The following is a 19785-nucleotide window of genomic DNA, read 5'->3' as shown; positions in this document are numbered from 1 at the left end:
ACTGCTGCTGTTCTGAATTCCTCTAAAGCTTCATGTCAACAAGAACGCTGGGAGCTTTGACTACTGATACATCTGCAGGCATAGCATGCTCACAGCTCCAGTACTATCAAGTCAAGTGTCCAATATGGAAGTGATCAGCACGATAACAAGCAGAATCAGCAGTATACCTCCAAGAACAACCCAACTGACCGGATGCGCCATGTTGAACGTCCACCCCATCCCGTACCGCTTATTCACGATAAAGGATGGATCCTCCGGATTATGATAAAAGAAGCCGCCCTTCCAGTGACTGTCGTCGCTTACCCCGGCAGCTAAGACCTGATCGATGCCTTTACTCCTCAAATAAATGATTAATCCAATGGAACATCCGATCAGAATAAGAGGCAGAAACAGCGATGTCAGCATGAGCAGATCAGCAGACCAGCCATATAGTATCGTCGCCTGAATATAACTGAACAACGCCACAATGAACAGGGAGAGAAAATAAAGAAATATCGAGTTGATGCGGCGAAACTTCTGCTGCTTGATCATGGATTCATCCGGTTTGGCTGGATCCAGCTGTTGTTTGGCCGCACGGATGACAAAATTCGCAAATAGAAATATTCCGATCAGCAGGAGTTGGGTAATATTCATCATAAACACGGAGTTGAAGCTTTTCTCAGAGAAGCCGTCCGCTTCAAAGCTGGCATTATAATGAGTGGTTAAGGTATCGGGAATGCTGTCCCATTGAACAGCGGCGCCAATCACTGAAATGATGATGAGCAGCAGATGAAGGAGATACCAGCGATCACGGATCGTTAGAGGTCCTTTCCGAAAATTCAAATTGGCGACCCGCTTGGTGCTCTGCGGCGGCTCCCACCCCTTTTCCAGCTTGATGCGAAGCGCCCTGCGATGACTGGCCGCGAGAGACAGGACGAATCCGATGACTTGAACCAGTGTGGCGCTGAGCAATACGGCTTCGGACATCCCCTTCATCCACCAGCCCACCAAGCCGCCTGCAGCTGCAGCGCATACCATAATGAACACAGATATTCGGATGTAGCTTTTACGCACAGCTGTTACGGCCTCGTCATCCCGCATAGGCTCGGGAACATAAACACCGAACAACAAAACGCGTGTGCTTATCAATGGCACCAGCAAAAACACAATCCCCATCATGACATACATTACAATCGAAAAAAGCCAAATCCCCCATGTCGGATCCATACGCTCCTACTCCCCTTCCTTCGTATTCTTCCGGTTGAAAGCATCCTGGCAGAGCCTCAGAAATTCCTCCTCAGCCATGCCCCTGACGATTCCTTCAGCGGACAATGCGCGGAGCTGTCTTTGCACTTTATCCTTGAACCCGGCGGTCACGCCAGGCATTTCACCAGGCTGTACGACGACCCCCTTTTTGCGGTGGACCTGGAGAAAGCCCTCCTGCTTCAAGGTCTGGTAAGCTTTATTAACGGTATGCAAATTAATGTCCAGGTCTGCTGCCAGACTGCGGACTGACGGGAGCGCATCTCCCGGCTTCAAATCGCCCTTGGCGATGCCCTCAATAAGCTGCTCGGCAATTTGCGTGTAAATCGGCGACTCCGATTGCAAATCCAACTCCATAAACATGATGATTCACCTGCCTCTCCTGACCCTGCCTCAATCTGTCGATGACTGTATTATTTTGAATGTCTGTTATACATCAAATATAACAGATGATCAAATTTCATGCAAGGAGCATTTCCAAAAGCACGGGAAAAAAGGCGTTTTCCCCAAGTCATCTTGACCATGGCAGGAATACGCCTTTTACAATTTTATTATGCTGTTGCAAAACCAATTCTCTCGATATCGCTGCATATCAGTTCAGAGAAGCCCTGCTGCTCTGCACAATCAGCAGACATATGACAGCTTCTCTTCCTGATCTAGCCTGCAGCTTCCACTTTCTTAAGCTCGTCTACAAGCTGCCCATGAATCGCTCCATTAGTCGCGACAACATTACGCACTCCCAGTTCATAGGGGCTGCCCAACATGTCGGTGACTTGCCCTCCGGATTCAGAGACAAGGAGCGAACCCGCTGCCAGATCCCAGGAATTCAAACCGATTTCCCAAAAGCCGCTGAGCCGTCCGCATGCCACATACGCCATATGCAATGCCGCCGAGCCGCCGGAGCGGATATTGCGCACCTGCGGCGCAAGCGCCTGCAGCCCCTTCATATTGAGCGGCAGCGCGTACTGCTGATCGGCCGGGAAACCTGTAGCCAGGAGGCTCTCGCCAAGCTGGCTTTCCGTGCCTACCTGCATAGGCTTGCCATGTACATAGGCGCCTTTGCCTTTCTCGGCTACGAATAATTCATCCCGCATGGGATCATACACGACGCCTACAATGACCTCTCCCTTGTGCGCCAGAGCGATCGACACAGAGAAGAAAGGGAAGCCGTGCACGAAGTTCGTCGTCCCGTCGATTGGATCGACCACCCATAAATACTCGGCGTCACGCACATTATTGAGCGCTTTCGCAGAGGCCTCCGGCCCCGGCTCCACGCCTTCTTCACCAAGAAAGGAATGATGTGGAAAATGCGTCTGTACCAGGTTGCGGATCATCATCTCAGAACCCTTATCCACTTCAGTTACTAGATCGGTAGGGGAGTATTTTAAAGACAAGCTTGTATGATTTCCAAGTTTGGTTCTGATCCATTCACCCGCTTTAGCCGCGCAATTGATTGCCACTACGGTAAAGTTTTTGCCCCCTATTGCAGGTGTATTGTTGCTCTCGTCACTCACGGTTCTATCACACTACTTTCCTATGAGTTGCTATATGCTTATTAGTATACGTTACCATATCTTCAAAGTTTCGCCCAGTTCTTGCAGGAAACCGTCTATAATTTCGCTGCTCCTTCAATAATTAATTCAACAGCCAGAAGGCCCAGCGTAATGCGAAGGAGCCACATAAGCCCTCTGCCGCTTATCCGGGTTGCAACGTAAGCGCCGAACTTGCCACCGATCCATGCCCCGGGAACAAGCGCCAGCACAATGCGCCAGTCTACTTCGCCGAGCCATATATGTACGCTGCTGCCCAATGCAGAGGAGAGGAAGATCACGAACATCGAGGTAGCCGTGGCAAGATGGGGCGGAAACCGGAACAGGAGCACCATCACCGGAACAAATAACGAACCCCCGCCGATGCCGAACAAGCCTGAAATGAGCCCGACAAAAAATCCGATGACCAGGGCTGGCCCTACGGCATAACCATAGACATGCCCGACCCCGTCCTGATCGGTATAGAGCCGCTCCACAGGCCACTTTCGCGTGATCGGCCTGATGTAATCCCTGGCAACCAGCAGAGCGGCCATTAACAGCATAAAGATCCCAAATACGAGCTGGAAGCTGCCATCCTTCAAATAACCGGTCAGAGCCGAGCCGACCATAGCGGCAGGCCCGCTCGTCACGAACAGCAGCCACGCGCTGCGGAAATCCACTCTTTTCTTCTTGGCGTATGAAAGTGTGGAAGCAAGCGCTGTCACAATTAACGCGCACAGCGAGGTGCCCACAGCCGTTGTATGGCCGATTGGAGACCCGGTCAGCTGCGGCCCAAGAAGAACCAGGGTTGGAACGATGATAATTCCCCCGCCCAAACCGACAATGCTTCCGAACATTGCGGCGATCAGACCCAGAAGGAGGAGAAGGACAATCTCAAGCACGCCGGTCACCTCGCCTGATACTTAATGACATCTATATTTTACCCCGATTCCTCGCATGCAAGACTCCCTTGCCCTCCCTTAAGGCAATAAAGCCCCCCGGGCGGTTGTCCGGAGAGCTTATGCTATGTTCAGCGGCAATACCGGCCTGCAGTTGAATCAGTTCACTTCAATGCTTGCTCCATCGATGATCCGTATGCCCTGTTCGTCCTGTGCCAGCTGGCGCAAATCCTCCATCAGCCTGAACAAAGCCAGATCCTTGCCCTTGGCCTCCAGCATCACATCCAATTTATCAGTCGAACCAGCCGTTTCCTGCAAAAACCGCAGGAGCGGAGCCGGCTCCACATAGTCGGCATGACCGCGCGGGTCCCGCTCGCTCTTGGGACTGGAAACGTGGAGCTTCGGCGGAAGCGGTCTAGAAGGTTGAGCGCCAGGTATAAGCATGGCTCGCTTTGCGTCAGAGACTCCTCCAGGTTCAGAGTCCGCATCAGGAAGAGCGCCATCCCATGTCCGTAAAATGCGCGGCCACAGCTCGCCGGCAAGCGATGCGTCACTCTCGTTCCCGTCATTGACAGCGTGATGATGAATATCAAGCACCATGGGAACGCCCACAGCTTCGGCCGCGTCCAGCGTCTCCCGGACGGTAAACGTCTTGTCGTCATTCTCAAGCGTTATCCGGTTCCTGATCCTCCAAGGCAGCTGCCCGAACTGGCGGACAAATCGCTCAGCTGATGAAGGCTTGTCCCCGTATGCTCCGCCTACGTGTATATTGCATTTTACCTTCTCGTCCAGTCCCATCGCTTCCAGCATATGCAGGTGGTAGCTCAAGTCCTCTTCGGACTTTACAAGCACCTCGGGACGCGGCGTGCTCAGGACGCAGAAATGGTCGGGATGGAAGGATACGCGCATCCCCTTGTCCTTCACGAACGCGCCAACAGCGGCGAAGGCTTCTGCAAGCGCCGGCCATGGCGACCAGTCCTGAAGCTCCCCGTGCGTAGCCAGCGGAATGAGCTTGGAGGACATGCGGTAAACCTTGATATCATGGGCATGACAATGGCGCAGCAAACGCAGCGTATTATGCAGATTTTCTTCGGCGATGCGCTCCAGTCTGCGCAGAGCTGCTTCACGATCCGGCAGCTTTGAGAAGCTGGTGTAGGTCATGGTGCGGGACGGCGAAGCATTCTCAAGCTGCAGACTCATCGCGACAAAGCCAAAGCGGACAATCATACATGCTCTCCGAAGAACATTTCATAGGCAAGGGCGGTTTGCACGCGCGCCTCCTCCTCTGTCAGCTTTCGGATAAGCTCCATTTCAACTTGCGTAATTTCCTCGCCCTGAAAATTAATCTCCGCGATCGACACCAGAATGCGGACAATCGCAATCGCTTCATTATTGGGCGTATACGCAATAACCTTCTGTCCGGTAGGATAAACGCGAAATCCGTTCTTGACTATTTTGCTGCGGCCGTATTCAAGCAGCTCGTTCAGCTCATTGTCATTCTTGAACTTGCAGACCGAATTAAACTCCGTTTCGAACCCCATATGATTTCCTCCAGCAATTATATTGTGGCGTATTTCTTGTCCTCAGGAGCAAGGCCTGATAACAATCAGCCAAGTCTTGCCAACAATCATCGAAGAAACAGACTCCGGTCCTGTATCAGACCGGGTCTCCTCCCCCATAATCGATACGCTGCTTCTCCGTGTGGCGGGCAACTGCAAGTCCAATCAACGTGTCCAGCAGATCCGTATAGGAGACGCCGCTTTCCTTCCACATCAGAGGATACATGCTGTAGGGCGTAAAGCCCGGCATGGTATTGACCTCGTTGATGAAAAGCTTGCCGTCGCTTTTGCGCAGGAAGAAATCGGCGCGCGCAAGGCCTGAGCCGTCAATCGACAAGAAAGCGCGGATGGCCATTTCGCGGACGGCTTCCGATGTTTCCGCCGGAATATTGGCCGGAATATGCATCATCGATTTGCCGTCAACATATTTGGCTTTATAATCATAAAATTCACTGGATGACGTGATTTCGCCCACCACGGAAGCACGCGGCTCGTCATTGCCAAGCACACTAACCTCAATCTCCCGGGCGTCGACAAATTCCTCCACAATCACTTTGCGGTCAAACCGCAGCGCATAATTGATCGCCGTGATCAATTCCTCGCGGTTACGGGCCTTGGAGATGCCTACGCTCGATCCCAGATTAGCCGGCTTGATGAAGCAAGGATAGCCCAGCGCAACCTCGATCTCCATAATAAAAAAGCCGTGATCCTTCTCCCACTGGGTACGGTTAAAATACCGGTACACGCACTGCGGCAGGCCGTCCTGGGCAAAAATTTTCTTCATCGTGATCTTGTCCATGCCGACTGCCGAAGCCAATACGCCCGCTCCCACATAGGGGATACCCGCCATTTCCAGAAGGCCCTGTATCGTACCGTCCTCGCCGAAGGTGCCGTGCAGCAAAGGAAAAACAACATCGAGAGCCGGACCAGCCTCAGCAGGCGCAGTATCCAGGGCAGCGGCGGTTTCTGCCGACAAAGCGTTGAAAACCGGCATAAGCGCGTCCGTTCCGGAGGCAGCTTGAGCGCCAACAAGCCGGAGCGGCTCTAGTTCATCAGGAGGCGCCAGAAGCGTCTGTCCTGCGCGCCACTTGCCTTCTTTTGTAATATAGAAAGGAATAATTTCGTAACGGCTGTAATCAAAAGCTTTCATGACTGCAAGCGCAGTCTGCAGCGATACCTCATGTTCGCCCGATCGGCCCCCGTAAACGAGTCCGACGCGCACTTTCTTCCCCATGGCTAATCCTCCGGTTACGAATAATTTCCCACATCAGGATATAATCATGCATCTAAACATGCATCCTTACAGGAATAATGCTTAAAATTCATCGGCAATATGAAAAAAGCGATATTTGGTACGTTCGGTCCACGCATAAGAATCTTTGTAATCCCAATAGCGGTGGCGGCTTGGCACAGTGTTGGCATTGACAAGCGGCATGCCCGCCGCGTCGAAAGCGGTCACGATGGTGCTGTGCTGAAAGCGGTTGTCTCCACTCCAATCATAAATAATGACATCGCCCAGATCCAGCTGATCGGCTGAATCCACGACCGTCGCCCGGAGGCCGCTTTGGCGGGAGCCCGACAGGAACAGCTGCAGCGCACCGGCAACGGCCCAGCTGTAGCTCCACATTTCGCGCCCTGCGCTTCTCTCCCGATACCACCAGCCCGAATCCCTTTTACCAGTATAGTTCATAGGCGCGTGGCCTGCAAAGAGGCATTGAGATACATAATTCGTACAATTGACATCGAAGGTTTCATAAGCCGGATTGCCTTCATTCCACCACCGATCCGCATAGGCAGCGGCCAAGTCCCGGCGGTAACGAATTCCAGCGCGGCCATGTTTGAAACGCGATAAAACATCATAATTTATAAAAGGTATGGATATCGGCTTATCTTCCATTTCAACTTGCTGCTCGGCAGACAGCTGTGAAGCGAAGGAATCGGACATACTATATCTGGGACGCCGTTCCATGACGAGCGGCTCCACACGGTTAATCCGGTAGCTCTCGCCGTCCAGCGACAGCCACAGGCGCTCCCGCTCCCGCCTGTCCTCCGTATAGGTGCGGCCATGCTGCTGCATCGTCCGCTTGATCTTCAGCTCGATCAGGGCCGTCGCCTCTGCCAGAGATTCCGATTCACTGATCCGCAGCAGCTCTGCGCTCGTCTCGCTGCGCAGAGGCAGAACGCCGCGCAGCAGCTCCTGCTCGCGAAGTCGTGAAAGCTTGCGCTGATAGCGGGACAGATGGTCCACATCGGTGACGATACCTTCCGATTCCGGCGTAAAGCGGTCAATCTCGGCCTGGTTAACCAACTGAACATAATGGTGCACGCAAGCTTTCCACCCGCTTGGCTCCGGATCCTTGAGGCCGGTCGCCTCCTTCGCCCTGGCGGTCCCCCGGCTGCTGCGTACTGCGGGCCTGCTTGACGTTTGCACCCCTTTGCGTTTTCTAACTCCGGTCCGCGTTCTCGCTTGAGGCATCAGTATTCCCTCCCTGCAGTTTTTGTGCCTGACAAAGTTGGTTCATTATATGAGACCAACGGCAAATTCATGTGAGGAAGAGAAAACAACCTGATGCAGAAAACGCTCAGCAGATCAATTCCGACTGATTGAAGGGACTGTAATTTCCAAATGGGTAAGAGGAAATGACGGGCTCCACCTGTTGGATGCACAGTTAGTTTCTTCCTTTTTGAGATATAAGCAAAGTATAGGGCGAATTTATACTTTCTTATATTTACGAAAAACGTTATACTTAAGAAAAGCAGCGATTTTTGAAATCGTGTTTTACAGAGTGAAACAAGAAAACCATTTTCAAAATATCACATGGTTATCTTCATGCCATTTTTCTTTGATATTTTTGAGGGGGAAATACCTTGCTGCACTCCACAACCAGCATCGAACCATTTATTATTTACCCAATTGTACAAGGAGGCGTCAAACGTAAATGACATCAAAGAACGATTACTCTGTCCGCGAGTCGCTTGAAGTCGGAGGTAAACCTTATGTTTATTACCGCCTGCAGGGTCTTGAAGACCAAGGATTAGGCAATATTTCCAAACTGCCTTTCTCCATTAAAGTACTGCTGGAAGCAGCGGTTCGGCAGTTTGACGGCCGCGCCATCACGTCTGAGCATGTCAAGCAACTGGCAAACTGGGCCGATGGCCGCGAGGACAAAGAGATTCCTTTCATTCCTGCCCGTATCGTGCTCCAGGATTTCACCGGCGTACCGGTTGTCGTTGACCTTGCCGCCATGCGCGACACCGTCAAGAAATCAGGCGGCGATCCGAAGCAAATCAACCCGCTCGTGCCGGTCGATCTCGTTATCGACCACTCCGTTATGGTTGACGCATTCGGCAGTCCCGAGTCGCTTGAGTACAATATGAACATTGAGTTTGAGCGCAACGAAGAGCGTTACCGTTTCCTCCGCTGGGCGCAAACCGCTTTCGATAATTTCCGCGCCGTACCGCCAGGAACGGGTATCGTTCACCAGGTAAACCTGGAGTATCTGGCATCGGTTGCCGCAACCAAAACAAAAGACGGCGAAACCGTTGTCTACCCGGATTCATTGGTTGGAACGGATTCCCATACGACGATGATCAACGGACTTGGCGTTGTTGGCTGGGGCGTAGGCGGCATCGAGGCCGAAGCCGGCATGCTGGGACAACCGCTTTATTTTGTAATGCCAGAGGTTATCGGCTTCCGCTTGACGGGCAGCCTGTCGGAAGGCGCTACGGCGACTGACCTGGCGCTGACCGTTACGCAGGTGCTCCGCAAGAAGGGCGTTGTCGGCAAATTTGTCGAATTCTTCGGTCCCGGCCTGTCCAATATCGGACTGGAAGACCGTGCGACTGTTGCCAACATGGCTCCCGAGTACGGCGCAACCATCGGCTTCTTCCCGGTCGACTCCGAAACGCTGCGCTTCCTGCGCAACACCGGACGTACAGAAGAGCAGATCGCGCTTGTCGAAGCTTACTATAAAGCACAAAACATGTTCCGCACCGACGATACGCCGGAGCCGGTTTTCTCCGATATCGTGGAGCTGGACTTGTCAACGATCGTACCGTCGCTTGCAGGTCCGAAGCGTCCTCAGGACCGCGTCGAGCTGACAGCGATGAAAGAAGAGTTCAATGGCATTATCCGCACTCCGATCGACAAGGGCGGCTATGGACTGTCCGACAACAAGATTGAGGAAATGATTGAAGTGAAGCATGCGAACGGTTCTGTCAGCAAAATGGGAACAGGCGCTGTCGTTATCGCCGCCATCACCAGCTGTACAAACACGTCCAATCCAAGCGTTATGATGGCTGCCGGACTTGTGGCCAAAAAAGCGGTTGAGCTTGGCCTCAAACGTCCTGCTTACGTCAAGACTTCTCTTACGCCGGGCTCGCTGGTCGTTACCGATTATCTGGAGAAAGCCAATCTGCTCAAGCCGCTCGAAAAGCTGGGCTTCTACGTTGCAGGCTACGGCTGCGCAACCTGTATCGGCAACTCCGGCCCGCTGCCTGATGAAGTAAGTTCGGCAATCACGGATAACGACATGACCGTAGCTGCCGTGCTTTCCGGTAACCGTAACTTTGAAGGCCGCGTTCATGCCCAGGTCAAAGCCAATTACCTGGCATCCCCGCCGCTTGTTGTGGCGTACGCGATTGCCGGTACGGTCAATATCGACCTGGCTAACGATCCGATCGGTTATGACGACAAGAACCAGCCTGTATATCTCAAGGATATCTGGCCATCATCCAAAGAAATCTCCGACGCGATCGGTGTTGCGATGAGCCCTGAATCCTTCCGTGAGAAATATGCCAATGTCTTCACGCAAAACGAACGCTGGAACCAAATCGATGTGCCGCAGGGCGAGAGCTACGAGTGGGACGACAAGTCCACATATATTCAAAACCCGCCGTTCTTCGAGAACCTGGGTCCCGATATCGACGATATCAGCGAGATCAAAGGCGCAAGCGTGCTTGCTCTGCTCGGCGATTCGGTAACGACTGACCACATCTCGCCAGCCGGCAACATTAAAGCCGACAGCCCTGCAGGCGAATACCTGATCAAGCATGGCGTCGACAAAATCGACTTCAACTCGTACGGCTCGCGCCGCGGCAACCATGAAGTCATGATGCGCGGTACGTTCGCCAACATCCGTATCCGCAACCAGGTTGCTCCAGGCACTGAGGGCGGCGTGACCACTTACCTGCCGACAGACGAGGTTATGTCGATCTATGACGCTTCGATGCTGTATCAGAAGAAAAATAAAAACCTGGTCGTTATCGCCGGTAAAGAGTATGGAACGGGCAGCTCGCGCGACTGGGCAGCCAAAGGCACCATGCTGCTTGGCGTAAAAGCCGTTATCGCCGAGAGCTTCGAGCGGATTCACCGTTCCAACCTCGTCGGAATGGGCGTACTGCCGCTGCAGTTCCAGGCAGGACATGGCTGGAGCACGCTTGGGATCACGGGCCGCGAGACCTTTGATATTATCGGTCTTAACAATGACGTGAAGCCCGGACAGGAAGCTCATGTCGTCGTCACCCGCGAAGACGGCACCACATTCGAATTCCCGGCGATCGTTCGTCTGGATTCCATGGTGGATGTGGATTACTACCGCAACGGCGGTATTCTGCAAGCTGTTCTGCGCCAAATGATTGCCAATCAATAATATTGAGCCGGATATTGGCTGAGGTGTAGACAGACGGTCCCCTCCTGTATGGAGCGGGACCGTTTTTTTGAAATATCGGCAAGCAAGCGGATCAAACACGGATCTAAAGTCAAAAAAAACAGCGGGGCCGCTTCGACACATAGTCGGGCTGCACCGCTGTTTTACATAGCTAAACATTAACTTCATTCATATTGCCCGCCAAAGCATTACTTCAGCATGGCTCCAATATGGTTGGCCGCTTCAATAATAGCTGAAGCCTGCTCGCGCATCTTCTCCGGCGTCAGCCGGTTCGCGGGGCCGGAGACGGACAAGGCGGCGACCAGCTTTCCCGCCCGGTTGAAGATCGGGGAAGAGACTGCCGCAGCGCCCTGTTCCCGCTCTTCAACACTTGTAGCGTAGCCCAGCCCTCTTATCTCCTCAATCTGCTTGCGGAATTGCGCCTTGTCGAAATAGGCAGGCCATGATTCGTCGTGGAGCAGCTCCTCCTGTTTTTGCGGCTCCTCGAAGGCAATAAGCACCTTGCTGGACGCTCCCACATACAGTGGCAGACGGGCGCCTACAGGAGCGACTCTGCGCACTGCCTGGCTGCTCTGAACAGCTTGTATGCGGATCCGCTCATTCCCGTCGCGCAAATAAAGGCTGATGGTCTCGCCAAGCATATCGCGAAGACGTTCCATCTCAGCCAGTCCAAGCACAGCCGGATCGTCCGTGCCGGACATATTGGCGGAAAGCTCCCAGATGCGAAGCCCCAGCCTGTAACGCTCGGAAGCGGGATCGCGAATGACAAATCCTTTGTCCTCCAGCGTCGCAAGCATCCGGTGGACCGTGCTTTTATGCAGGCCGACGTTGTCCGCGATCTCCGTCATCGGCCATTCACTCTTGGTGGTGAAGCACAGCAATATATCGAGCGCGCGCTCAACAGCGCGAACGGTTGATTTTCCATCCTCGGACATGTGATCCCACCTTCTCCATCAGTTTCATTCAATGAAACTAAGTTACAACCAGTATAACTCATGACCCGGCATTAGTAAAAGCGGGTGGAGATAATTTCATTTCAGTTTACAGGTAGATTACAAGTTGATAACAATACGCGTATATCCATTGACAGGCCGTTGTCCCCACATCTATCATAGGAATATAGGACTATAAAGCGTTTTCATATTTTTCCATCCTAAGGGGGATTCCATCATGAGCACATCCGTCACTCCGATGCTGCCTGCAGGCTTTACGCCGCAAGGCTTTCTCCCTTCCCCCGGGCATTCTCTCAAGCCTCCCGGCAGGACGATCGGCAGGACGCGCCGCAGACATGCCGCGATTGCTGTCGTTTCCGCATTTATGGCGCTGCTGTTTGTCACGCTTATTGCTTTTCACGGCTATGTGGCCTGGATCGTCGCTCATCCTTATGTCGCACCTCTGACCTCTAATCCCAAAATCGCCAAAGGCCTTGATTATACAGATGCCGTCTTTCCCAGCAAAAGCGGCCGCACCACCGTTCATGGCTGGTATATCGCTGCTGACGCAGCCGCTTTGCTGCCAGCTAAAACAATCACCGCAGCAGCAGGCGGAGATGATCAAGCCGCGCTAGCTGCAGCAGCTCCAGCTGCCTCTGACCGGACCGTTGTATTCAGCCACGGTTACGGGGCCAATCGCGAAGAGACCTGGGTCCCGATGTATGATCTCGCCGCTCTGCTGCACCGTTTGCATTACAACGTCCTGATGTTCGATTACGGTTATGCGTCCGAAGCTGACCGGTCTCCGGCCACGGGCGGAGTCGAAGAAGCGCAGCAGCTGCTCGCAGCTGTCCAATATGCCCGCAGCCAGGGGGCAGAACAGGTGGTCGTATGGGGCTTCTCCATGGGAGGCGGTACCGCCCTTCAGGCAGCGCTGCAAACAGACGCATCCGATGATATCGACGCCCTGATTCTCGACAGTCTGTTTCTGCCGAGTCCGGAATCCTTGTTCAACAATGTCAGGCAGTATCTGGATCTGCCGCGTTTCCCCTCCCTGCCGCTTGTTCAGCTGATGCTGCCGTTCTGGACGGGAACCAGCTTTAATCAGATCCCTGCCCAGCAGGTTATGCAAACCTCTTATACGATTCCGACCTTTATTATGCACGGCACCGACGACGTCAAAGCGCCGATTGCCACCGCCGAGCATATCGCATCCAGCCAGTTGAACCCGTTATCCAGGGAGTGGGTCGTCCAAGGGGGCAAGCATGAGCTGTTATTCCAGACACGTCCGAAAGAATATATTCAGCGCGCCGCCTTGTTCCTCAGCCAGGTGGATGCAGACTGGAAGAGCAATCAGCCGACCTTGACGGCGAGTGCGACATAGGAAGAGCCTGATCCGAATACATCTAGATTATGGATGCCATCGGATGTAAGAGGATAAAGAGCCGTCCGGATTGCCGGACGGCTCTTCCTTTATGCCGCAGAGCAGACCCATTCCTGCCGGAAGCGGTTGATGACCGCATCATGCGACACCACACCGCCTCTGGCTGCCACCGTCACGCGACAGCCACACCACACGCTGGCTGCCACCGTCACGCGACGCCACACCACACGCTAGCTGCCACCGTCACGCGACGCCACACCACACGCTGGCTGCCACGTCACGCGACGCCACACCGTGCGCTGGCTGCCACCGTAATGCCGCTCGCTGGATGCGCCAGGAGAGACAGGTTTTTGTGTGAAAAATAAGCGGCATTTTTGCTTTTAGCAATTCGTGAAGAAGAGGGAGGCTAAAGTCTGTGCTGTTTGTTTATAGAGGCTATATGCCCTTGAGAGTGCTGGAGGAGATTCAGTTCTGGAAAACGCAGGAGAAGGAGCATACCGCCGTTATCCGGGAGATTATTCCTCACCTGGAACCGGCCTATGTCCAGCTGCTTCAGGCGTGGGAGCCCATATTTGCCCGTACGGAGCAAATGGCGGAGAAGCTGCTCATGGCCGCGCTGGCAAACCCCGAGGACATTCCGCCTGATCTGGTCAAGAGCAGCGAGGAATTGCTGAAGGTATCCGCCCTGCAGTCGCGGAAATTCGTCGCACAGCTGACCAAGATGCTGGAGGACAGCGCGGCAGCAGCTTCAAGCCCGTTCGCAGGGATCGTCATCCGTCATATTATCCGCGAGTCGGACTATTTTCTATGTGTTCTGGAGTCGCTGCTTCATCCCCGCGATGAGCAGATTGAGGAGCGGCAGCCCGGTCCATCCAGTAAGACGGCAGAGGATAACGGGATAGAAGAAATCGTCAAACTTCATGATTATGAAGAAAAGCAACTCGAGGAAGAGTTCGACGTCTCCGTGCCCACACAGCATTCGGGCGGGGATGGGGAGCCTGGGCAGGTGCATTTGCCTGAATTCGGCAGCCGCCGCGCCGCTTCATCTGTCCCTATCGGCGGCCATACGCTTCCCCCGCTTCCTTATGCGTATGATGCGCTGGAGCCGCATATCGATACGGCTACGATGCGGATTCATCACGATATCCATCACAAGAGCTATGTGGGTGGACTTAATCAAGCGGAGAAGGAACTGGAGACAGCCAGGAAAACGAATAACTTTGACTTGGTTAAGCATTGGGAGCGGGAGCTCGCCTTCCATGGGGCGGGGCACTATCTTCACACTTTATTCTGGCCCGTCATGTCGCCCAGAGGAGGAGGGGAGCCTACCGGTACGCTGGCTCAGCAAATCCAGAAGGACTTCGGCAGCCATGCCGCCTTCAAGAGACAATTCAGCGCAGCAGCGGAGAAGGTTGAAGGCGGCGGATGGGCAATTCTGGTATGGAGTCCGCGCAGCCGGAGACTGGAAATTCTGACCGCCGAGAAGCATCAAAATTTATCCCAATGGGATGTCGTGCCCCTGCTGCCCCTCGATGTTTGGGAGCATGCCTATTATCTCAAGCATCAGAACAAGCGGCCGGATTATATCCGGAACTGGTGGAAGGTCGTCAATTGGCCCTACGTCAGCGGCCGTTTCTCCGAGGCCAGGAAACTGGTCTGGGAGCCGTACTAAGCATGCCAATGCAGTGGAGTTCCAAAAGCTGAAAAAAGATTGCCGGTTCCCTGTTTGGAATGAGAGGGAATGGCAATCTTTTCTCAAGAATCAAAAAGCTTTACTGCGTAGGGTACAATCAGCAGCCTCGTCCTATGACTGCTTCAGCAGCGACAGGAACTCCGAACGCAGTGCTGCGCTCGTACGGAATTCACCCCGCACGGCCGAGGTTACCGTATTGCTGCCGGTCTTCTTGACCCCGCGCGCGCACATGCACAGATGCTCGCCCTCCACGACCACCATAACGCCATGGGGCTGCAGAACTTCCTCCATGATGTTGGCGATCTGCGAGGTAATGCGCTCCTGCACCTGCAGGCGCCGCGTGACGGCATCGACCAGCCGCGCCAGCTTGCTCAGACCGGCAATCTTCCCGCTCGGGATATAGCCGATATGGGCTTTTCCGAAGAACGGAGCCATATGATGCTCGCACTGGCTGTAATATACGATATCTTTTACAATTACCAGCTCTTCGTGCTGCTCATCGAAGGTGACCCCGAGCACTTCCCGCGGATCAACCTCGTAGCCTGCGAAAATTTCCTCGTACATGCGGGTTACGCGCGCAGGCGTTTCCAGCAGTCCCTCGCGGTCGACATCCTCACCGATGAGACTTAATATTTGCTTGATATGATATTCAATCTGTTCACGGTTATCCGAAACGACAGAATTGACGTAGTCTTTCTTGCCCGCCATCCTTGTTCGTCCCCCTTCTTCTGCAAGCGACGCGCTGATTATCGGCGTCCGCCGCCCGGACGTTGATTTTTCATCATGCTCTGTGCTTTTTGCAGCTGCGATTTGTTCATATTATAACCCATTTGCTTGGCCATCTTCTGCAGCATTTCCGGATCGTTCTGCATCTTCTCAAGCTGCTTGCGCAGATAGAAGACACCAATAAAGAATCCGCCTACCGCTCCCAAGAGGAGCGTAACAATCGGAATAATAATATTCCACATGCCCGTCTCTCACCCAACCTTTATCTGATCGTTATGAATGTACATATTGCAACCTATCATAGCATGTACGGGTGCCTACCGCAAACCCCGGATTCGACAATAAAATCAACCCATTACCTGCTCAATGAACACCGTGTTTTCCTTGGCCAAATCGATCTCCCGGCTGCCGATGGAATCGTCGCCCTCGCGCTCCAGCAGCCGCACAACCGGCCGCCCCGGCAGTCCGCGATGCTGGCCGACCACCACCCCCGCTTCCCTGGTGGACAGCCGCACCGATACCCCGTTGGGATAGATCGAGACCACGCGCATGAACTGGATGACGACCGCATGGTCGAGCTCTTTTCCCGACATCGCCAGCAGCCGCTCGCAGGCTACGTGCGGAAGCATCCTTTTGCCGTTATCAAACTCCTGCAGCAGGTTGTCGTAGGCATTGGCCACGGCAACAATCCGTGAATAGAGATGAATCTGCTCGCCGGCAAGGCCTCTTGGCTCTCCGCTGCCGTCGATATGCTCATGATGCTGCAGCGCAACATGGGCAATCAGCAGGCTGAACTCACGTCTGGCCTTGAGCAGCTGGAAGCCTCTCCATGTGTGATGCATGGCCATCTTCTTATTCTTCGCGGCTTCATCATCTGCGGGCTCAAACTCGAACTCGGACTCTTCGAGCGGTTTGCCAAGATCATGCAGCAGCGCGCCGATGGCGAGCTCCTTCTGCTGGATCTGGTTCAGATTCATATGAATGCCGAGCAGAGCCGAAATCATGCAGACATTCATCGCATGGACGAAGGCAGCATTATCACGCGTGCGGATATCATTGAGATGGATAAGCACGTCTTTGTTGCGAAGCACGTCCTCGAGCATATCTTCCACCGAGAGACTGACCGAACGCGAGTTGAAGTCCTTGCCCGAGCGGATCGAATCCATCGTTTCCGACATGGTGCGGATCAGCGTCCGCTTGGTCTCCTCCGAGAGCAGCTCTTCCTCGATCTCAATATCCTGCAGCCTCGGATCCGTAATATATAAATTCGTAACCCCGATTCGTTTCAACGTGCTGATCATAAATACCGTAATCTGGACTCCTGCCGACAGCAGAATCGTTCCATTCGTCGCATAAATCGTCTTTCCCAGCAGATGGCCTGGTTCAACGGATTCCATATCAATGTATCTCATGAGACTCCCCCGCCTTCCTTCTGCCGTTCAAGCGCAAGCAGGTAGGTTTTCGTATCCAGTCCGCCTCCATAGCCTACCAGGGCCCCGCCAGCCCCTATGATACGGTGACAGGGGACGATTAGCGGAACGGGATTGCGATTGTTGGCCCCGCCGACTGCCCGGACCGCCTTCGGCTGTCCAATGGCTTCCGCGATATGCTTGTATGACCGGCTTTCCCCGTAAGGAACCTCCAGAAGCGCCTGCCACACCTTCGTTTGAAAAGGAGTCCCCCGCATGTCAAGCTTGACAGTGAATGCTTCCAGCCCGCCTGCAAAATAACGCTCCAGCTGCCCGGCAGCCTCGCTGATCATGGTGTGCTCATTCGGCTTCACCTGCACCACCCACTGCGCGTCGCCCGGAAACCAGGCCCGCGTCCAATTGCGCAGCTTCTCTTTCCGCAGGGCAAAATCGCCGAATTCAATGCGGCACAGCCCGGCATCGGTTGCCAGCAGCACAAGCGGCCCTACAGGCGACTTCAATTCGGTCCAATAGATGGTCTCGCTCATCCTCTAAAGTCCCTCCTTATGTTTTGTTGCCGTTATGGATTTGCAGACTTTGGCCATGCCGGGTATGGCTTATGGCATGCCAGCTGCAATCAAAACATATATCGGTTGACAGCCGCTTCCTGTTTATATTTAAGCAAAATCGCGCAAATCCCAGCATGCTGCATGACCGCTGCCAAAAGGTTGGATTTCGAACCTCCCTTTCGCTCGTCAGGCTGTTACAAGCCCTTAGACGCCCCTCTGAAGCCTCAAAACCATGTAAAGCATTATTTATGCTTGACCAATCCGTCATCCTCTCCAGGCGCTCCTGACGCTTCCTGGGCGGCATCCCGATTGCCGGGGCCGCCGGCCGCCAGTGCGGCGGATATGGCTTCCAGCACGGTCTCCTCCCGCTCAAGCTTCAACGCCAGCTCAAGCGCATCACGCGCCGCCGCGCCGCCAATTCGGCCCAGCGACCAGGCCGCAGTCGCCCGCAGCTCGAACCGCGGATCGCTCCGCAGCACATTCGCCAAGGGCTGCACCCCGCTCGGGTCCTTGAAATTGCCCAGCGCGATTACCGCGTTGCGCTGGATCGGTTTTCTGCCGCGCCAGGCCGAGGACGTCTGGCCGTATGCTTCCTTGAATTCGCGGTTTCCCATCGTCAGCAGCGGGACAAGCAAGGGCTTGGCCTTCTCAAGATCCGGCTGCAGCTCCGGCTGATGGGTCCAGTTTTTGCCCCTGTTTTTGGGACAAACCGTCTGGCAGGTATCGCAGCCGTAGAGACGATTGCCGATCTTGCGCATGAGCTCGTCCGTGACAAGACCCTTGGTCTGCGTCACAAATGAAATACACCGCTGTGCATTCAGCTGCCCGGGCGCCACCAGCGCGTCCGTCGGGCATGCATCCATGCAGGCGGTGCAGTCGCCGCAGCTCTCCGCAACGGGTTCATCCGGCGGAAGCGGCAAATTCGTGATCATTTCGCCCAGGTACACCCATGAGCCCCATTCCGGTGTAATAACAGAGCAGTTCTTGGCGCTCCAGCCGATGCCGGCACGCTCGGCAACCGCCCGATCCGAGAGCGCGCCGGTATCAACCATGCTCTCCGCCCGCAAGGAAGGCACGCGCTCCCGCAGCCAATCCTCCAGCTTCCGCATTCTGTCGCGCAGCACCTTATGATAATCCTCGCCCCAGGCGGAACGCGACATGATTCCGCGCCGCGCTCCGGGCTCGGACTTCGGGGGATTCTTCAGCTTCGACGGATAGGCCACCGCGATTGCAATAATCGACTGCGGATTCTCAAGCAGCAGCGAGGGCTGCGTTCTTTTGTCCAGATCCGGCTCCTCGAAACCCGACTCGTATCCCAGCTCACGGTGGCGGATCAGCCGCTGCTTCAATTCCACGAAGGGATCCGCCGAGGCGATCCCGATTTTATCAATTCCAAGGCCGGCCGCCGCAGCTTTCAATTCATGCTTCAGCTTCTCCCAGGATGTCTCATTGTCCACTGCGATAGCCTCCTTCCAGCTTGCACTATTTTTCAAACAGCAGCTTCTTACAGCGTGTTCAGCTTGGTAATCGGCCACAGAATATAATCCGCCCGCCCGCGAATCATCGAAGCAGGCACCGTACCGAATGAGCGGCTGTCTCTGCTTGCACGCGCATGACGATTATCTCCCATGACAAAATAACGGTCATTCTCCACCACAAAGGGTCCATAATCGATATCCTCAATCGCCGTGTCCGTAAACCGCTCCACCACCAGCTCCCCGTTGCGGTACAGCTGACCTGAGCGAATTTCGATCTTATCTCCCGGCACTCCCACAATCCGCTTGACCAGAAACTCTTTCTTGTCCGCTCCCGCGGAAGGATCCTTCAAAATGATCACATCTCCCAGATGAGGAGATCCAAAGCGGTAGGAATACTTGTTCACGAACAGCCATTCCTTCTCGTAAAGCGTCGGTTCCATTGAATGACCTTCTACCGTGGACAGGTTGAACACAAAGAAATGAAACAGCAGTACGATCGCAACCGCGACGATCAGCGTACGGGCCCAATCCCATAATTCCTTGCCCCAGCTCGTATGTTCTCTGGAGGGTTTCTCCGGTTTGTCGGTCCTTCCTGACTGCGCCTTGTTCCTCGATGGGGAATGGGAGCGTTTGCGGGGACCGATAGAGCCAGGCTCTGTTTCTTGCATTGAATCCGAATAATTGTCCATACTGCTG

18 protein-coding genes are annotated in these 19785 nt (G+C 54.2%); 3 read left to right on the top strand and 15 right to left on the bottom strand.

The genetic code is table 11. The features are described 5' to 3' along the window. Window positions 1-111 precede the first annotated feature (111 nt). The 8 genes from AC0YOA_RS17800 to AC0YOA_RS17765 all read right to left on the bottom strand — a co-directional run bounded on the left by AC0YOA_RS17800 (window position 112) and on the right by AC0YOA_RS17765 (window position 7705). Complete coding sequence (locus tag AC0YOA_RS17800; RefSeq protein WP_475787719.1) at window positions 112-1206, bottom strand: DUF1648 domain-containing protein; 1095 nt, start codon at window positions 1204-1206, stop codon at window positions 112-114. Between the two features lie 6 nt (window positions 1207-1212). Next, window positions 1213-1605: a GntR family transcriptional regulator gene (locus AC0YOA_RS17795; RefSeq protein WP_210042631.1), complete on the bottom strand. Its 393-nt coding sequence runs from the start codon at window positions 1603-1605 to the stop codon at window positions 1213-1215. Between the two features lie 293 nt (window positions 1606-1898). After that, window positions 1899-2756 carry an inositol monophosphatase family protein gene (locus AC0YOA_RS17790; protein WP_475769850.1) on the bottom strand — a complete coding sequence of 286 codons (858 nt, stop codon included), beginning with the start codon at window positions 2754-2756 and terminating at the stop codon, window positions 1899-1901. A 95-nt stretch (window positions 2757-2851) separates the two neighbouring features. Next, window positions 2852-3628, bottom strand: coding sequence for a sulfite exporter TauE/SafE family protein (locus AC0YOA_RS17785; protein ID WP_475787973.1), 777 nt, complete (start codon window positions 3626-3628; stop codon window positions 2852-2854). Window positions 3629-3829: 201 nt separating this feature from the next. Continuing rightward, the gene (gene uvsE / locus AC0YOA_RS17780) at window positions 3830-4897 is read right to left on the bottom strand and encodes a UV DNA damage repair endonuclease UvsE (RefSeq protein ID WP_475787718.1); all 1068 of its coding nucleotides are present in this window, start codon (window positions 4895-4897) and stop codon (window positions 3830-3832) included. Continuing rightward, the gene (locus tag AC0YOA_RS17775) at window positions 4894-5211 is read right to left on the bottom strand and encodes a hypothetical protein (RefSeq protein WP_475787717.1); all 318 of its coding nucleotides are present in this window, start codon (window positions 5209-5211) and stop codon (window positions 4894-4896) included. The genes uvsE and AC0YOA_RS17775 overlap by 4 nt, the downstream gene beginning before the upstream one ends. Window positions 5212-5326: 115 nt before the next feature. After that, complete coding sequence (locus AC0YOA_RS17770; protein WP_475787716.1) at window positions 5327-6463, bottom strand: D-alanine--D-alanine ligase; 1137 nt, start codon at window positions 6461-6463, stop codon at window positions 5327-5329. An 81-nt stretch (window positions 6464-6544) separates the two neighbouring features. After that, on the bottom strand, window positions 6545-7705 hold the full coding sequence (locus tag AC0YOA_RS17765; RefSeq protein ID WP_475787715.1) for an amidase domain-containing protein: 1161 nt from the start codon (window positions 7703-7705) through the stop codon (window positions 6545-6547). Window positions 7706-8168: 463 nt separating this feature from the next. Here AC0YOA_RS17765 and acnA point away from each other — a divergent pair, with 463 nt between their 5' ends. Continuing rightward, window positions 8169-10880 carry an aconitate hydratase AcnA gene (gene acnA / locus AC0YOA_RS17760; RefSeq protein ID WP_475787714.1) on the top strand — a complete coding sequence of 904 codons (2712 nt, stop codon included), beginning with the start codon at window positions 8169-8171 and terminating at the stop codon, window positions 10878-10880. Window positions 10881-11086: 206 nt separating this feature from the next. Here the strand turns inward: acnA and AC0YOA_RS17755 are convergent, their stop codons facing one another. Then, window positions 11087-11833 (bottom strand): IclR family transcriptional regulator, encoded by a 747-nt coding sequence (locus AC0YOA_RS17755; RefSeq protein WP_475787713.1) that lies wholly within the window; start codon window positions 11831-11833, stop codon window positions 11087-11089. A gap of 235 nt (window positions 11834-12068) precedes the next feature. On the opposite strand from AC0YOA_RS17755, the gene AC0YOA_RS17750 reads away from it, so the two are divergent. Together AC0YOA_RS17750 and AC0YOA_RS17745 are read left to right on the top strand one after the other, a co-directional pair. After that, window positions 12069-13214 carry an alpha/beta hydrolase gene (locus AC0YOA_RS17750; RefSeq protein WP_475787712.1) on the top strand — a complete coding sequence of 382 codons (1146 nt, stop codon included), beginning with the start codon at window positions 12069-12071 and terminating at the stop codon, window positions 13212-13214. A gap of 415 nt (window positions 13215-13629) precedes the next feature. Then, on the top strand, window positions 13630-14886 hold the full coding sequence (locus AC0YOA_RS17745; protein WP_475787711.1) for a Fe-Mn family superoxide dismutase: 1257 nt from the start codon (window positions 13630-13632) through the stop codon (window positions 14884-14886). Between the two features lie 132 nt (window positions 14887-15018). On the opposite strand, the gene folE is transcribed toward AC0YOA_RS17745, so the two are convergent. The 6 genes from folE to lepB form a co-directional block, all read right to left on the bottom strand. Continuing rightward, window positions 15019-15615, bottom strand: a complete 597-nt coding sequence (gene folE, locus AC0YOA_RS17740) for a GTP cyclohydrolase I FolE (protein ID WP_475787710.1) — start codon at window positions 15613-15615, stop codon at window positions 15019-15021. Between the two features lie 38 nt (window positions 15616-15653). After that, window positions 15654-15875, bottom strand: a complete 222-nt coding sequence (locus tag AC0YOA_RS17735; protein ID WP_210042675.1) for a YneF family protein — start codon at window positions 15873-15875, stop codon at window positions 15654-15656. 105 nt (window positions 15876-15980) lie between these two features. After that, window positions 15981-17045, bottom strand: a complete 1065-nt coding sequence (locus tag AC0YOA_RS17730) for an HD-GYP domain-containing protein (protein WP_475787709.1) — start codon at window positions 17043-17045, stop codon at window positions 15981-15983. Then, the gene (locus AC0YOA_RS17725) at window positions 17042-17590 is read right to left on the bottom strand and encodes a methylated-DNA--[protein]-cysteine S-methyltransferase (RefSeq protein ID WP_475787708.1); all 549 of its coding nucleotides are present in this window, start codon (window positions 17588-17590) and stop codon (window positions 17042-17044) included. Before AC0YOA_RS17725 ends, AC0YOA_RS17730 begins: the two co-directional genes overlap by 4 nt. A gap of 263 nt (window positions 17591-17853) precedes the next feature. Then, window positions 17854-19068, bottom strand: coding sequence for a tRNA epoxyqueuosine(34) reductase QueG (gene queG / locus AC0YOA_RS17720; RefSeq protein WP_475787707.1), 1215 nt, complete (start codon window positions 19066-19068; stop codon window positions 17854-17856). 47 nt (window positions 19069-19115) lie between these two features. After that, on the bottom strand, window positions 19116-19778 hold the full coding sequence (gene lepB, locus AC0YOA_RS17715) for a signal peptidase I (RefSeq protein WP_475787706.1): 663 nt from the start codon (window positions 19776-19778) through the stop codon (window positions 19116-19118). Window positions 19779-19785: the final 7 nt, after the last annotated feature.

It is taken from the genome of Paenibacillus sp. JT22N12 (assembly GCF_056269365.1).
This window is presented reverse-complemented; position numbering and strand designations above follow the sequence as displayed.

What these genes read in the sequence shown, in the direction of transcription:
- AC0YOA_RS17800 (WP_475787719.1), bottom strand. Translation starts at nt 1,206, where the DNA reads ATGGATCCGACATGGGGGATTTGGCTTTTTTCGATTGTAATGTATGTC.
- AC0YOA_RS17795 (WP_210042631.1), bottom strand. Translation starts at nt 1,605, where the DNA reads ATGTTTATGGAGTTGGATTTGCAATCGGAGTCGCCGATTTACACGCAA.
- AC0YOA_RS17785 (WP_475787973.1), bottom strand. Translation starts at nt 3,628, where the DNA reads ATGTTCGGAAGCATTGTCGGTTTGGGCGGGGGAATTATCATCGTTCCA.
- uvsE (WP_475787718.1), bottom strand. Translation starts at nt 4,897, where the DNA reads ATGATTGTCCGCTTTGGCTTTGTCGCGATGAGTCTGCAGCTTGAGAAT.
- AC0YOA_RS17775 (WP_475787717.1), bottom strand. Translation starts at nt 5,211, where the DNA reads ATGGGGTTCGAAACGGAGTTTAATTCGGTCTGCAAGTTCAAGAATGAC.
- AC0YOA_RS17770 (WP_475787716.1), bottom strand. Translation starts at nt 6,463, where the DNA reads ATGGGGAAGAAAGTGCGCGTCGGACTCGTTTACGGGGGCCGATCGGGC.
- AC0YOA_RS17765 (WP_475787715.1), bottom strand. Translation starts at nt 7,705, where the DNA reads ATGCCTCAAGCGAGAACGCGGACCGGAGTTAGAAAACGCAAAGGGGTG.
- acnA (WP_475787714.1), top strand. Translation starts at nt 8,169, where the DNA reads ATGACATCAAAGAACGATTACTCTGTCCGCGAGTCGCTTGAAGTCGGA.
- AC0YOA_RS17755 (WP_475787713.1), bottom strand. Translation starts at nt 11,833, where the DNA reads ATGTCCGAGGATGGAAAATCAACCGTTCGCGCTGTTGAGCGCGCGCTC.
- AC0YOA_RS17750 (WP_475787712.1), top strand. Translation starts at nt 12,069, where the DNA reads ATGAGCACATCCGTCACTCCGATGCTGCCTGCAGGCTTTACGCCGCAA.
- folE (WP_475787710.1), bottom strand. Translation starts at nt 15,615, where the DNA reads ATGGCGGGCAAGAAAGACTACGTCAATTCTGTCGTTTCGGATAACCGT.
- AC0YOA_RS17735 (WP_210042675.1), bottom strand. Translation starts at nt 15,875, where the DNA reads ATGTGGAATATTATTATTCCGATTGTTACGCTCCTCTTGGGAGCGGTA.
- AC0YOA_RS17730 (WP_475787709.1), bottom strand. Translation starts at nt 17,045, where the DNA reads ATGAGATACATTGATATGGAATCCGTTGAACCAGGCCATCTGCTGGGA.
- AC0YOA_RS17725 (WP_475787708.1), bottom strand. Translation starts at nt 17,590, where the DNA reads ATGAGCGAGACCATCTATTGGACCGAATTGAAGTCGCCTGTAGGGCCG.
- lepB (WP_475787706.1), bottom strand. Translation starts at nt 19,778, where the DNA reads ATGGACAATTATTCGGATTCAATGCAAGAAACAGAGCCTGGCTCTATC.